Source organism: Streptomyces sp. NRRL S-1813 (assembly GCF_000719605.1).
GTDB classification, from domain to species: domain Bacteria; phylum Actinomycetota; class Actinomycetes; order Streptomycetales; family Streptomycetaceae; genus Streptomyces; species Streptomyces decoyicus.
In genome coordinates this window covers 1-12,491 of sequence record NZ_JOHB01000008.1, presented here as the reverse complement: position 1 = coordinate 12,491, position 12,491 = coordinate 1, and the positions used below count along the sequence as shown (strand labels likewise).

16 protein-coding genes and 4 pseudogenes are annotated in these 12,491 nt (G+C 68.3%); 12 read left to right on the top strand and 8 right to left on the bottom strand.

The window, feature by feature from the left end; all coding sequences use genetic code 11:
- Positions 1-67: 67 nt before the first annotated feature.
- Both IF67_RS0114180 and IF67_RS0114175 read left to right on the top strand, forming a co-directional pair.
- On the top strand, positions 68-505 hold the full coding sequence (locus IF67_RS0114180; protein ID WP_030985597.1) for a MarR family winged helix-turn-helix transcriptional regulator: 438 nt from the start codon (positions 68-70) through the stop codon (positions 503-505).
- A complete protein-coding gene (locus IF67_RS0114175; protein ID WP_063754348.1) occupies positions 505-2,076 on the top strand; it encodes an MFS transporter in 1,572 nt (523 codons plus the stop codon). Before IF67_RS0114180 ends, IF67_RS0114175 begins: the two co-directional genes overlap by 1 nt.
- 187 nt (positions 2,077-2,263) lie before the next feature.
- On the opposite strand, the gene IF67_RS0114170 is transcribed toward IF67_RS0114175, so the two are convergent.
- Complete coding sequence (locus IF67_RS0114170) at positions 2,264-2,518, bottom strand: hypothetical protein (protein ID WP_030985593.1); 255 nt, start codon at positions 2,516-2,518, stop codon at positions 2,264-2,266.
- Between the two features lies 1 nt (position 2,519).
- Positions 2,520-2,756 (bottom strand): annotated as a pseudogene (locus tag IF67_RS42975) (hypothetical protein); the annotation flags it as partial.
- 17 nt (positions 2,757-2,773) lie between these two features.
- On the opposite strand from IF67_RS42975, the pseudogene IF67_RS41395 reads away from it, so the two are divergent.
- The 3 genes and pseudogenes from IF67_RS41395 to IF67_RS42970 form a co-directional block, all read left to right on the top strand.
- Positions 2,774-2,953 (top strand): annotated as a pseudogene (locus tag IF67_RS41395) (diadenosine tetraphosphate hydrolase); the annotation flags it as partial.
- Positions 2,954-3,048: 95 nt separating this feature from the next.
- On the top strand, positions 3,049-3,960 hold the full coding sequence (locus tag IF67_RS0114165; RefSeq protein ID WP_420708653.1) for a phosphotransferase family protein: 912 nt from the start codon (positions 3,049-3,051) through the stop codon (positions 3,958-3,960).
- A 600-nt stretch (positions 3,961-4,560) separates the two neighbouring features.
- On the top strand, positions 4,561-4,728 hold the full coding sequence (locus IF67_RS42970) for a hypothetical protein (protein WP_420708652.1): 168 nt from the start codon (positions 4,561-4,563) through the stop codon (positions 4,726-4,728).
- An 80-nt stretch (positions 4,729-4,808) separates the two neighbouring features.
- Here the strand turns inward: IF67_RS42970 and IF67_RS0114155 are convergent, their stop codons facing one another.
- Positions 4,809-5,186 carry a hypothetical protein gene (locus IF67_RS0114155; RefSeq protein ID WP_030985588.1) on the bottom strand — a complete coding sequence of 126 codons (378 nt, stop codon included), beginning with the start codon at positions 5,184-5,186 and terminating at the stop codon, positions 4,809-4,811.
- A 239-nt stretch (positions 5,187-5,425) separates the two neighbouring features.
- Here IF67_RS0114155 and IF67_RS43710 point away from each other — a divergent pair, with 239 nt between their 5' ends.
- Complete coding sequence (locus IF67_RS43710; protein WP_158713090.1) at positions 5,426-5,602, top strand: hypothetical protein; 177 nt, start codon at positions 5,426-5,428, stop codon at positions 5,600-5,602.
- A gap of 40 nt (positions 5,603-5,642) precedes the next feature.
- Here the strand turns inward: IF67_RS43710 and IF67_RS0114145 are convergent, their stop codons facing one another.
- Positions 5,643-6,002 (bottom strand): hypothetical protein, encoded by a 360-nt coding sequence (locus IF67_RS0114145; protein WP_030985586.1) that lies wholly within the window; start codon positions 6,000-6,002, stop codon positions 5,643-5,645.
- Positions 6,003-6,089: 87 nt separating this feature from the next.
- On the opposite strand from IF67_RS0114145, the pseudogene IF67_RS45970 reads away from it, so the two are divergent.
- Positions 6,090-6,182 (top strand): annotated as a pseudogene (locus IF67_RS45970) (IS5/IS1182 family transposase); the annotation flags it as partial.
- Positions 6,183-6,250: 68 nt separating this feature from the next.
- Here the strand turns inward: IF67_RS45970 and IF67_RS43705 are convergent.
- Positions 6,251-6,400 (bottom strand): hypothetical protein, encoded by a 150-nt coding sequence (locus IF67_RS43705; protein WP_158713089.1) that lies wholly within the window; start codon positions 6,398-6,400, stop codon positions 6,251-6,253.
- A gap of 327 nt (positions 6,401-6,727) precedes the next feature.
- On the opposite strand from IF67_RS43705, the gene IF67_RS0114135 reads away from it, so the two are divergent.
- From IF67_RS0114135 to IF67_RS0114125, 3 genes are all read left to right on the top strand, one after another.
- A complete protein-coding gene (locus IF67_RS0114135; protein ID WP_030985584.1) occupies positions 6,728-7,000 on the top strand; it encodes a DUF6355 family natural product biosynthesis protein in 273 nt (90 codons plus the stop codon).
- Between the two features lie 286 nt (positions 7,001-7,286).
- On the top strand, positions 7,287-8,048 hold the full coding sequence (locus tag IF67_RS0114130) for a MerR family transcriptional regulator (RefSeq protein WP_030985582.1): 762 nt from the start codon (positions 7,287-7,289) through the stop codon (positions 8,046-8,048).
- A 423-nt stretch (positions 8,049-8,471) separates the two neighbouring features.
- Positions 8,472-8,927 (top strand): GNAT family N-acetyltransferase, encoded by a 456-nt coding sequence (locus IF67_RS0114125; RefSeq protein ID WP_030985580.1) that lies wholly within the window; start codon positions 8,472-8,474, stop codon positions 8,925-8,927.
- A 180-nt stretch (positions 8,928-9,107) separates the two neighbouring features.
- Here the strand turns inward: IF67_RS0114125 and IF67_RS0114120 are convergent, their stop codons facing one another.
- Positions 9,108-9,323 (bottom strand): hypothetical protein, encoded by a 216-nt coding sequence (locus tag IF67_RS0114120; protein ID WP_051818036.1) that lies wholly within the window; start codon positions 9,321-9,323, stop codon positions 9,108-9,110.
- Between the two features lie 45 nt (positions 9,324-9,368).
- Between IF67_RS0114120 and IF67_RS0114115 the strand changes: the two genes are divergently transcribed.
- Entirely contained in the window at positions 9,369-9,908 is a 540-nt protein-coding gene (locus IF67_RS0114115; protein ID WP_030985577.1) for a TetR family transcriptional regulator, read from the top strand.
- A gap of 81 nt (positions 9,909-9,989) precedes the next feature.
- On the opposite strand, the pseudogene IF67_RS39140 reads toward IF67_RS0114115, so the two are convergent.
- Together IF67_RS39140 and IF67_RS0114105 are read right to left on the bottom strand one after the other, a co-directional pair.
- Positions 9,990-10,416 (bottom strand): annotated as a pseudogene (locus IF67_RS39140) (VOC family protein).
- A 247-nt stretch (positions 10,417-10,663) separates the two neighbouring features.
- A complete protein-coding gene (locus IF67_RS0114105; protein ID WP_030985574.1) occupies positions 10,664-11,224 on the bottom strand; it encodes a TetR/AcrR family transcriptional regulator in 561 nt (186 codons plus the stop codon).
- Between the two features lie 85 nt (positions 11,225-11,309).
- Between IF67_RS0114105 and IF67_RS0114100 the strand changes: the two genes are divergently transcribed.
- Positions 11,310-12,158: a patatin-like phospholipase family protein gene (locus IF67_RS0114100; protein WP_030985572.1), complete on the top strand. Its 849-nt coding sequence runs from the start codon at positions 11,310-11,312 to the stop codon at positions 12,156-12,158.
- The last annotated feature ends 333 nt before the right edge of the window (positions 12,159-12,491 follow it).

The window sequence follows — 12,491 nt, the reverse complement described above, 5'->3', positions numbered from 1 at the left end:
ACGCGCTGTCAACGAATTTAGGAAAGCTGGGTTGAAAACCCAACCTGTGAAAGCTAGCTTTCGCATCATGGTGGACGAACTGAAGGTGAACGCGGTGGGTTCGGCGCTTCAGGTGAGTCTCGGTCTGTTCGTGCGACGGCTTCGCCAGCCGGTCCAGGGCGAGCTCACGCTTCCTGAGGTGTCGGTCCTCTCGCGCCTGGAGCGGGCCGGGTCGGCCACGACGAGCGAACTGGCCAGGGCCGAGCAGATCACGCCGCAGGCAATGGGGATGACGCTCGCCGGGCTCGAAGCGCGCGGCTTGGTGGAGCGCCGCCCCGATCCCGCCGACGGCCGACGGGTGGCCATGTCGATGACCAAGGCCGGGCAGCGGGCGCTGCGGGACAGGCGCAGCGCCCGGGCCGAGCAGCTGGCGGAGGCACTTGTCGCCGGCGGGTTCACCCGCGCCGAGCTGGAGACCCTGATGGCGGCGGCGCCGCTGATCGAACGGCTCGGCGAGAGCCTGTGATGCCGACGTCGCCCGGCACCTCGCACGCCACGAACGCGTACTCCTGGCGGTTCGTGACGCCGCTGCTCACCGGATCGGCGATCAACGCGATCAACAGCTCGCTCATCGCGACCGCGCTGGTGCCGATCGCGGCTGCCGTCCATGTCTCCGTGGGTCGGACCGCGGTGCTGGTGTCGGCGCTGTACCTCGCCAGTGCGGTTGCCCAGCCGATGGGCGGGAAGCTGGCGGAGGAGTTCGGGCCGCGCCGGGTGTTCCTGGTCGGCGTCCTGATCGTCCTGGCAGGCGGGATCGTGGGCGGGGCGGGGCAGAACCTGACCGGCCTGGTCGTGGCCCGGGTACTGATCGGGGTGGGCAGCTCCACCGTCTACCCTTCGGCGATGCTGCTCATCCGCCGCCGGGCAGCGGCGGCCGGGCTGGACGCGCCGCCCGGCGGCGTGCTCGGAAGCTTGATGATCGCCGGTGCTGCCACGTCCGCCCTCGGCCTTCCGCTCGGCGGCGTGCTGGTGGACGCCTGGGGGTGGCGGACCACGTTCCTCATCAACCTCCCCTTCGCGCTCCTGGCCCTGGCCATGGCCTTCTTCTGGATTCCTTCCGACCTCCCGGTCGAGGGGCCGCGAACGCTTCGGGAGGTCGCGGCACGCCTCGACGTGGCGGGCATCGTCGGCTTCGGCGGGGCGATGGCAGCCCTGTTGGTGTTCCTGATGGGACTGCCGCGCGCCGACTGGATCGCGCTCGGCCTGGCCGTCGTGGCCGGTACGGGGCTCGTGTGGTGGGAACTGCGGGCGAGCCGTCCGTTCTTCGACGTACGGCTGCTGGGCACGAACCTGGCGCTCACCCGCACCTATCTGCGCTTCGCCTTGGCGGGGCTGTGTGTCTACACCGTCCTCTACGGCCTCACCCAGTGGCTCCAGGCCGGCCGCGGCATGTCCTCCGAGAAGGCCGGGTTGCTCCTGCTGCCCATGAGCGCGCTCTCCGCCCTGCTCGTCCGGCCGATCTCACAACGGAACCTGGTCCGCACGCCGCTTGTCGTCGCGGCTGTGGCCTGTCTGGCCGCCTCTGTCGGGGTGTGCGCGCTCACCACGAGCACCCCGATCGCCTGGATCGTGGTCATCACCCTGCTCTTCGGCGTCACCCTGGGCACGACCATCAGCGCCAACCAGACGGCCCTGTACACCCAGGTCACAGCCGACCGGATCGGTACCGCTGCGGGACTGTTCCGAACTTTCGGCTTCCTCGGCTCGATCGCGTCGTCCGCGCTGATCTCCGTCGTGTTCCACACTCAGGTCAACGATCACCGCCTGCATGTGATTGCCCTGATCATGGTGCTCGTCAGTGTCCTGGGACTGATCATCGTGGTCACGGACCGCAAAATCATGACCCGGGCTCCGGTGCGCCCAGATGACCCAGCTCCGGTGCGACGGGAAGACCCGCCGGCCGGGCATCGACGACGGCCCGGCCGTGACGGGGGCGCGCCCGCTGGCTCGGATCGTGATGCCGGTCCTCGACGCGCCGGGGCCGGCACTCGGATCTCCGGCAGCCGGCGACAACCAGGCAGGGGTAGGAGTCTGTGACCGTCAGCCCAACTGCGCTGCTACGCCGAAGGTGTTCGCGTGTCCGTGTCCGTGGCCGGACGGGGTGGCCGGGGAGAGGGGCCAGGCTGCCGGTGACGACCGAAGGTCCACCCCCTACGGAGGGCCTCCCGCCCCTGCGCGCCGCCGACTTCGACAAGGGCGAGGAGGGGTGATCCGTGATGACGGGTCAGGCGCCATTGGTCCGCGTCGCGGTGGCCACGAGGGTGGTGTAGCGCATCGTGAAACTGCCTCCGAACGCGTCGATGGCGGCGCCGATGCCCGCCAGCGCTTCCGCCAACTTGGCCGACGGTTGCTGGGTGTGGAGGCCGGTAGTGGACAGCTGGTCCAGCCACTCGTCCCGGGTGTAGGGCCGGTGTGGCGGGGGAGGGGCGGACCCCCAGGGCCAGGAGGCGAACACCTTCTTCTCGGGCCGCTTGGGCAAGGTGGCTTCGGGCGCCGGTCAGCTGGCGGCGCACCTGGGCGAGGCTGGTGCAGATGCCTGTGGCGGATTCGGCCATCGACGTCAGCAGTTCGCTGTGCAGGGTGCTGCCGTCGCCCGGGGAGGGCAGCTTCGCGGCGTGGGCCAGAACGGCGTCGGCGCACGGGGCCGGCTGGCCGGTGTCCTCGCGGACGAGCTGGAACTCCTCTCTGCGCGGAATAGCCCATGGCTGATCAGCCATGGGTAGAGTCACCGATGGTGACTGATGACTGGCGGCAGGACCGGATCGGCAGCGCACTTCGGGGTGAGAATCCGACAGTGCTCAAGGGGCTGAAGGGGGCCGGGTTCGCGGTGATCGGAGACGTTCAGCTACTTCCGGGATACTCGGTGCTGCTGGTGGATGATCCTGCTGTGCAGCGACTGTCGGAGCTCTCCCGCATAAACCTTCGCGCGTGCCGCCCTCCGGATGATGAGGTGGCACGGTGACCCACCACGATGAGGCTGCGGCTGTCCTACCGTTGACACTGGCTTGGGTGAGCCGGCACCTGGAGGCCGGCGAACGGATCGTCAGAACTGAGGCGCTGCACGGCGGCATCACTGCCGAAATGCGGAGGCTGACCATCAGCACGCGGGACGGAAGCACCCGTGACCTGGTGTTGCGGAGCTTCGTCGACCCGTTCTCCGCGGGACACGCCGAGGACTGGCTGCACAGGGAGGCCGGCGCCCTGACCCTGCTCCCGGGGACCGGAGTGCCGGCTCCTGGACTGGTCGCGGTTGATCCGACCGCCGCGCATTGCGAGTATCCATCGCTCCTGATGACACATCTGGCAGGCCGGACGTTCCTCGACGATGAGGGATTGGAGACGCGCGTTCCTCTGCTGGCCCGTCAACTCGTGGCGATCCACGCGTTGCGACCCGCCGAGCGGCCCCGGGAGTATGTGGCGTTGACGACCGCCGACACCGTCGTGACTCCAACAGGTGCCGACGCGGCGGCCTGGGTCGCGGCCATCGACGTGATCCGCCGGCCCGCGCCGCCCTATGAAGGGCGATTCCTGCACCGGGACTTTCAACCCGGCAACGTGCTGTTCGACGTGCCGCCCCCAAGGCCGGCAGATGCCCGGATCACCGGCGTCGTCGACTGGGCAGCGACCTCCTGGGGTCCGGCGGATCTCGATGTGGCGCACTGCTCCACCAATCTCGCGCTGCTGCACGGCCCGGCGTGGGGTCTGCGGTTCGCTGAGACGTATGAGGAGGCCGGCGGGGTGCTGGCCACGGCCGCGAGCGAGCGGCTGTACTGGCAGGTGCGGGACGCACTGGCGTGCTCAGAAGAAGTGCAGTTGGTGGCGCAGCCATGGCGGGAGGCGGGGAGGACAGAGCTGACGACGCGAGCCGTGGAGGAGCGGCTGGATGTCTATGTCACCGCCCTGATGGACGCGCTGGGCTGAGCCATGGTGCGATCCGGCCGTAGTGCCGATAACCGGCGGCGGGTGGTAGGAAGCGCTGTTTTCGGCGACGCGTTCCACATCCGCGGCGCCGTCCGTTGGCCGTGGGGCCCCCGAGCAAGAGTGCCCGGGGTCGGAACGGCACAAGGGCCCCGCCTTCATGAGGCGGGGCCCTTGTATATGGAGCGCCCGGCAGGCCTTGCACCTACATTTCCCGCCGGCTGGCGGGCGTCTTTCCTTGGACCACAGACGCGTGACTCCGTGCGGTGTGCCGGAGTTACATCATGATCATACAGGGCCTGCGGGCCAGTGTGTTGCCCCATGTTCTCATCAGTGCCTGTTCCCGATCTCGGACGAGCGGTCCGGGCCCCGCCCCTCCCTGAACTGTCCTTCGGCTGCTCACTGCCGCCAATGGAGCCCGCCGACCTGGGCTTTGTGGTGTCGCAACACCGCATGCGCTTCCATACGGTTTCTTCGCCCGGCTCGGCCCGCGCTTCCTGGCCGCCTGCACGGCCACCTACCTGGGAAGCCCCGACGCACGGGCCTACGTCATCGACGCGTACGGTCACCCCAGCGCCTGAGCACGGCAACGCCGCTGTCGCCGTGGAACCGGCCCAGGCCGGCCTTGCCGCGCTCCAGGCCCCCGGCCAGAGGACCCGCCTGAACCATCTCGGCGTCGAGGTCGAGAGCACCGAGGTCACCGCCACCACCCGCCGCAAGCACGCCGAACTCGCTACGTTCGAGGAGATCGACACCTCCTGCTGCTGCTAAGCCCACCAGGGCAAGGTGTGGGTGCTGCCTGTCCGTGCCTGCTCCTACTCGATGTCGCGCGAGGCGAGGCGAGTGCGAGGTCACCGATGGATGACCCGGCGGATCACCTCCGGGGTCCACTCGACGTACTCGACCTCCGCGCCGTCGGCGTGGCGGGCGTAGAGGAAACGCCCGGTCGGGCCGCTCGTCGTAGGAGTGGTGACGGTGGCGTCGGCGGCCTTCAGGGTCAGTGCGAGGGCGTCCAAGTCCTCGACGACCACCGTGGCGGACGCGTGCGCGTACTTTGCGCGCTCCTCGGCCGGACCTGCGATGACGAGGAAATCACCGATGGCGGCCAGTTCGACAGAATGGAACGCCAGCCGCAGGTCCGGCTCAGCGCCGGTGAGTTCCGCAAGGAGCGGCAGCGCGCGATCGAGGTCGTCGGTCCACAGGCGGGCGTACGTCTTCAGGATGCTCATGAGCGGCTCCATGCCGGGTCGGCCGCGGCGGGGTGCCCGGCGGCGCAGTGATCTCTTCTGGTTCGTCAGAAACCCTAGGTGGGTGGGCTCTGACGTGGAAGAACGCACTTTCCGGTGACAGGGGAACCTTGTGGTTACGGTGGTTGCCGAGCAGCTCAGGCGTGCGCCCGACGCCAGGGACGTAACGCGCGCGGACGTAATGCGTGCTGACCCGCTGGCGGGGGGACATCGTTTCCGGAGTGGGCACCAAGAGGGCGCCGCCATGTGCCGACGCCCGCTTTGCCGTGGCGGGCGTCGGCACATGGCAGCGCGAGACGGCCCACGGCAAGGCCGCTTGGACCCGCCGGTACCTGGACCGGGTCGAGGCGGCCCGTCGGCGCTTCGATGCGCAGGACAAGGAGCCACTCAATAACTGATCACGTCAGAATGAGTCTGTTGCGGTCCGGGGGACGACCGTCAGTCGTCGAGGCGGTGAAGGACCTGAGTGAACTCGTCGGTCTCGATCAGGCCGGCGAGCACTTGGGTCATGTTGCTTATGCCGGCGTCGCGGACGATGAGACCGTCGGGGGACCAGAAGTAGCGGCCTCCCAGCGATTCCCCGCTTGCGGCCCACCTCCTCATCAGGATCTCAACCTGGGCGAGGGTGATGATGGTCGCGCTCCAGCGGGAGCCGTCGTTGAGATCCACGAAGACGTCGACATTGGCCACCGACTCCAGGTCCTCGCCGGTATTCGGCAGGAATGCGGCTTCGAAGTGTTCCGTGCGGACGCGGTACCAGGACCCGTCCCAGCTGCCCGGATGTGCGTTGTGGCTCATCGGGCGAGTGTGCCGGGCTGAACGGTCCACCTCAACTGCGTTCTTCTGGGCCGCTTCCGGCCATGAGCGGCGGCCTTGTGTTTGATGGCCGGCGGCATCCATGTACCTTCGAACATCGCCGCCGACCATCCCCGCATCACCAAGGCATGGGCCGACACCGGCTGCCGCACCAAGGCCGTATAAGCCGCCGGCTCACCCGCGAAGCGACCCCGAACCGGCGCGACACATGACCACCGCGCACAGCATCATCACGAACTCGTCGGCCCCTGCCGCAACACCGTAAATCGCTGATCCAGCAGATCAACACACTCATGCAGGCTCGGCGTCGGCAGACCGGCATGCTCACGCATCAGAGCAATGGCATGCACGTTCCGCCCGGCCGAAACGAGGCTGTCCACCAATGCGTGCACCTCGACGAGAGCCGGTCCCACAGAGCGTTCTCCATACCCGCATGGAACCCCACGGGCCACCCTCGAGAGCAACCGTCATCCGCTTGAACCACAGCCTTGCCAAACACCCCACCAGGACAAGACGCTCGTTAAGTCCTCCTCCACCCCGAAGACAGGAGATGAAACGATTCGCCGGGTGAACGGTGCGGTGTTTGACCACCAGGGAGGGGTGGCATGGCCATCCTTGGGCGGGTATCCAACTCATCAGGAAGAACGCGCTCTTTCCAGCGCTTCCTCCCATGGCCAAGGAGTTCTCCCTTGCGTGTTCGTCGAATGGTGACCAGCGCCCTCGGTTCCGCTGCCCTAGTCTTGACCTCCCTGGGCGCGGTGACCGCCGCCGCGAGCCCCGCGGCTGCCAACCCGTGCGGCTTTTACAAGACCGGCTCCGACGCCTTCTACAACCACTGCACCTCCGACCGTTCGCGGGTCGTCATCAAAGTCGAGGTCGCTCGGGCGCCCGACTACGAGTGGTGCGTCGGGCCGGGCAGGACTTGGCTGGGCTCTGCCCACAAGATTCAGGGCGCCCACTACACGGGCCGCACCTGCTGACGAGCCGTCGTTCTGAAGGGCGGGATGGAGCGCCGTATGGGTGCCAGTCAACTGGGACAGGCACTACGACCAGCGTGTTCTGCGCAGCGTCGCCCACAGAGACGGGGACAGTGGCGCAGGCCGCGCAGGGCCGGGGCCTCGTGCCCCACTTCCGTTCCTGACTTCAGGACGTCGCCCTGATCCACACGGTCGGTCCTGGGCTTGAAACTGCCGTAGCGGCAGCTTCTACCGTACTGACCAGGGCCGGAGAGACCGGCCCGGTGATGCATTCGTGAGGGAGGCGGCGATGGCCTGGCCGACCGCGGAGGTCGCCCGGATGTCGGGCGTGACGGCCCGTACGTTGCGGCACTACGACGAGATCGGCCTGCTACCGCCGGCCCGGATCGGCAGCAACGGCCACCGCTACTACGAGGAAGCCCAGTTGCTGCAATTGCAGCAGATCCTCGTGCTGCGGGCGCTGGACGTGGGGTTGCCTGAGATCAGCCGGATCCTGGCCGCACAGGTCGACGAGCTGGAGGCCCTGCGCGGCCACCACCGGCGGCTGCTCGCGGAGCGGGACCGGCTTGATGTCCTGGCCGGCACTGTCTCCCGCACGATCACTGAACTGGAGCGATCCAGGGTGGAAGGCAGACCCACGACGAGCATCAACCGCCCGGAAAACCTGTTCGAGGGCGTCCGGCCCGCCCAGTACATGGAGAGCCTGCGGGACTTCCCGGAACTGGCCGGGGCCATCGAGCGGCGCACTTCGACGATGAGCCAGGCCGAGATCGAGGCCGGGCACCGCGAGCGCACGGCACAGATGATCCGGCTGGGCGAGCTGCTGGCCGCCGGTACGCCCGCCGATGCCGAAGCGGTGCAGGCCGAGGTCGATGCCCAGTACCGGGCGCTGGTCGAGCTCCGAGCGGTCTCCGCCGAGGAGTATCGCGCGATCGGGCGTTCCTGCGTGGAAAACGAGCCGTGGCGCGCTGCCTACGAAGCGATCGCGCCGGGCCTGGCCGAATACCAGAGGGATTCCATCGAGGCGTACGCCACGACCCGGCTGAGCTGAGCCGGACCGGGCCGCAACCGGGGAACGAGCGCGCGGTGGCGGCCCTCTCCGGATCGGCGTCTTCGCCGGTTCCGTCGCCAGGCCTCTCGTTGTCAGGCTGCCCGCTGCCCGCTGCCCGCTGCCCGCTGCCCGCTGCCCGCTGCCCGCTGCCCGCTGCCCGGCGACCGGGGACGCCTCCGGGAGTGTTTCCGTGCACGCCTCCCCGGAACCATCCCTCTGTGTACGCCGCCATGCACGTCGGCTGTGCCCCCCTGCAAGCGCGATCGGTTCGCGACGTGGCCCCGGCCCCAAACGCCGGGGCCACCCGAAACACGTGGCTTCACTCCTCAAGATCGACATAGTCTCGACCGGCCTACTTAAGAAGCAGATCCGACATTCGTGGTGGCACTCAGGCCCCGGGATTTGAGAGAACGGGCGGGCGCGTTGAGGATCGTGGTAGATGACCTCTCCGGGCCGGAGATCGCCAAGTTCCTGGCCGAACATGTCGAGCAGATGCGGTCCCTCACGCCCTTGGAGAGCAAGCATGCTCTCGACCTCGACAGTCTTCGGAAGCCCGAAATCACGTTCTGGTCGGCCTTGGACGGTGACAGCCTGGTGGGCTGTGGTGCGGTCAAGAGGCTGGACGCGGGCCACGCGGAACTGAAGTCGATGCGTACCAGGCCGACGCGGCAGAGGAGTGGGATCGCCTCGCAGTTGCTGGAGCACATCCTCAGCGAAGCCAAAGCCATGGGGCTTACGCGGCTGAGCCTGGAGACCGGCTCGGCCGAGTTCTTCCAGCCCGCCCGAAGGCTGTACGAGAAGTTCGGCTTCCAGCTCTGTGACCCGTTCGCGGACTACCAGCCCGACCCGAACAGTACGTTCATGACCAAGATCCTCTGACCGCCCTGAATGATCGGAGAGGCAGTCAACGGGCCTCCTGCTTCGCACCCGCCCCGGCGATCCGCTGCCCAGAGAGTGGCCGCGGCCACCGCACGAGCCGGATCAACGGATCTGCGGGGGTCGGAAAGGGTCTTCATCGCCGTTGCCGTTCTCCTCTCCTCCGCCGTCCGTCTCTTCGGTTCACAGGAACCGGGCCGCGATCTTTTGGGGAGTCAGGTAGACGGTGATCAGCTCCGGGAGGTTGGCGGACGACTCCGGGTGGTGTTCGGCGTAGATCTGGCCGGTGTACTTGACGGCCAGTTCATCCATCCGCTCCCGGCTGCCCGCGCTCTCGAACCGGGCCGTGCCACTGATCACCGGGTACCCGTACGGCTCGTCGGGCGGGTTGACCGTCACGCTCAGCCGTGGATCGCGCCGGAGGTTGCGGACTTTGCGCTTTCGATGAGAGCTGATGCGGCACGCAACCTGGACGCGGTCCTACAGACCGGAGCACGCCTTCTCGCGCTCGACCCCGGCGCGAGTGTCGCGGCGATCGCGGAGGCGGCAGGTGTCGACCGACGGACCGTCTACCGTCGCTTCAAGACCCGCGAGCCACTGAGGGCCGGCGTCCACGTGGCCAAGCTCGACGCCTGCGAGAAGGTCGTCGCCCAGGCCCGGCTGGACGAGGCTCCCGTGGCCGTGGCGCTGCACCGGTATGCGGAGGGCGTCATCACCGTCAGCAGACAGTGGCCGGTGGACTTGCAGCAGGTGCAGGGCGAAGCGGCGGCTGCCCGCCTCCGCCGGCTGTTCGAGCAACTCGACGCCTTCATGCTCCGCGCCGTCCATGAAGGTTCCGTCCGGCCCGGTCTTCCGGACCGATGGGCGCGCTCCCTGCTCGTCCATCTCACGAACGTCGCGGCGCACGAGATGCCGGAGCTGACCCCTGCGCAGGGAGCCGACATGGTGGCCCAGTCCCTGTTCACCGGACTCGGTCCCACCTGACGCGGCCGCAAGGGGCTGTGCCGAGTCAGTGGTCTGAGCCTGGGAGTCTGGTCGTTTCGTCACCCAGGCCAGGTGCGTTGCTCAGACGACCAGCTCGCCGATGCCCAGCATGTTCCCCTCGCTGTCCCGGAACCAGGCGCCGCGTTCACCCCGTGCACCCTTGCTCGGGTAGTTCCCGTCGATCTCGGCGATCCCGCGCCTCGTGCGGAACCCGGGCACGTCGACCTCCTCGAACACCACCCCACGCCGCTTGAGTTCCGACACGACTGTCTCGATGTCGTCGACTTCCCATGCCATCTGAGTGAAGGTACCGGGCGAGGCTCCCGTCGATCGGAACACGACGAAGTCCACGCCTCCGCACCGATAGAGCAGCCCACCGGGCCGTTCGTCGACGGGCTCCAGGCCGAGCTGCTCGGCGTAGAAACGCCGCGCCCGGTCCAGGTTCCTGGGCCGGAAGCCTGGTCGCTACGTGCGCCCCTGCCAGAAGGTCCCTGTGATCTGCATTCATGGCCCCCACTCTGCCGTGAGCGGTGGCTGGAGTGGTGGAGGCAAGATGCTTGGTGACGGCGCAACGAGATCAGCGGAAAACATCTACCGAATTCGGGCGGGCGACGGAGACGACGGTAGCGGTGGCAGCGACCGCCCAATGCGATCGCGGCATCGCTCCGACTCGGCGGTGTTCCCGGCCCTGACATCGGTCCGGCTTCCGTCATTTCCCGGGTGGTGCCACCCTGGCAAAACCTTGCCAGAACCGCTTACTGGTTCAGGAGTTCAGCGAAGCGGTCCAGCGCACGATCGGTGCGGTGGCGGTCGCCGGTAGCTGTGAGATCGAACAGCAGACCCCGGACAACGGCCATGACCAACGTGGGCGTGACGGTGTCGTCAGGACCGGTGGAGACGTCGCGGAAGGTGGCACCGAGCGTGTCGAACCAGTCCGTGATCGCCTCGCCCTGGTCGGGGTAGGTCTCGGGGTGAACCAGTCCGTCGGCGTGCACCTCGAAGAACAGCCGGACGAACGGCGCACGGTCGTCTGCGCTGATCCACGCCCAGATGCCGTGCAGCCGCTCCTGCACAGAGCCCGTCTTTGGCGGAAGGTGCTCGGCCAGGCGCACAGCACCGCGGCGACGGGCCTCGGCGAGGACCGCCGCGACCAACTCCTGTTTGCTGCCGAAGTCGTAGAGCAGCATCCGTGGGCTGGTGTCGAGGGCTGCGGCCAGTGGCCTCAGGCTCAGCCCGGCCAAGCCGTGCGCCAGCACATAGTCGGTTGCCTGCGCCAGTGTGCGCTCGCGACGGGCGGGGTCAGCGGGTCGCCCCATGGTGGACTTCCTCTCAGCGACTCGGAGTTGAAACAGCATTAGCGAGTATATGGTACGACTGTTTCAATAACGAGGGGAGATCTCCTTGCGCAACTTTGACCGAGCACTCGTCCTGGGTCCTGGGAGTCACGTCGGCACCGCCTGGATGGCAGGGCTGGCCTACGGATTGCGCCGCGATGGCGGGGACTTGGGCGAAGCCGACCTGATCGTCGGGACGTCGGCCGGCGCGATCGTCGCAGCGCTACTCGCCACCGGCCAGGACCCGGGGCGGCTCGCGACGTCGGCCCGCCAGCCAGCTCACCGGCTCAAGGTGGACCCCAGGCGAATGGGCCAGGTGTTCGCCGTACTCGGCGACCGCAGCCTGGAACCCGGCGAGGCCAGGCGTCGCGTCGGCCGGCTCGCGCTCGACAGCACCGACCTCCAGGCCGAGGAGACGCTGATCGCGGGCCGCGCCGCCTTGATCGGTGCGGACGCGTGGCCGGAGCGGCGACTGCTGATCACCGCCGTGGACGCAACCACCGGTGAGCCCGTGGTGTGGGACCGCGACAGCGGCGTGCCGTTGGTGCACGCGGTGGCAGCGAGTAGCGCCTTCCCCGGGGCCGCGCCGCCCGTTGCCATCGACGGCCGGCGGTACATGGACGGTGCGCTGCGTGCGGGCCCCAACGCCGACCTCGCTGTTGGAGCCCGCACGCTGGTCGTGGTCGAGCCGATGGCCCACCTGTTTCCCCGGGAGCCACTCAACCAGCAGCTGGCGGCCGTGGGGGCATGCGCGATGGTGACCATCGGCCCCGATCCGGCCTCGGTACGCGCCTTCGGCTCGGACATGGGCGACCTGGCAGCCTGGGAACCGGCCTACCAAGCGGGTCTTCGCCAGGCAGGCGACGTCGACGCGCAACTCCGCTCCATGGGGAGGGCAGAAGCCGCCGCGGGCTGACCGCCGATCAGGTCGGTGATGTGTGGGCGCTGGCAGCCCACCGGAGGGGTCGCCGCGCAGGCCGGCCCCTCTGGCAGCACAGGCGAAGGTCTCCCCGGTGATCACAGAGCGTCGCAACTCGATGATCACCGAGACCTGTGCCTGTCCTACTCCCGGGGTAGCCCACCACGCCTATCTGCGCGACCTCTTAACCACCGGCGCGTCGCCGAGGCCTAGATGATTGAGTCCGATGTTTGTGCTGGCCGCGACCATGGCGAAGGGCGCCCGTTGGCTTGTGTGTGACGACAAACCTGGACGCCCTTCTGGCGGCACTGTACGTGTTCATCGACGACC

Bases quoted from the DNA above. Each gene is read 5' to 3' on its own strand.
- IF67_RS0114180 (WP_030985597.1), top strand. From the start codon at position 68: ATGGTGGACGAACTGAAGGTGAACGCGGTGGGTTCGGCGCTTCAGGTG.
- IF67_RS0114175 (WP_063754348.1), top strand. From the start codon at position 505: ATGCCGACGTCGCCCGGCACCTCGCACGCCACGAACGCGTACTCCTGG.
- IF67_RS0114155 (WP_030985588.1), bottom strand. From the start codon at position 5,186: ATGAGCATCCTGAAGACGTACGCCCGCCTGTGGACCGACGACCTCGAT.
- IF67_RS0114145 (WP_030985586.1), bottom strand. From the start codon at position 6,002: ATGAGCCACAACGCACATCCGGGCAGCTGGGACGGGTCCTGGTACCGC.
- IF67_RS0114130 (WP_030985582.1), top strand. From the start codon at position 7,287: ATGGCCTGGCCGACCGCGGAGGTCGCCCGGATGTCGGGCGTGACGGCC.
- IF67_RS0114115 (WP_030985577.1), top strand. From the start codon at position 9,369: ATGAGAGCTGATGCGGCACGCAACCTGGACGCGGTCCTACAGACCGGA.
- IF67_RS0114105 (WP_030985574.1), bottom strand. From the start codon at position 11,224: ATGGGGCGACCCGCTGACCCCGCCCGTCGCGAGCGCACACTGGCGCAG.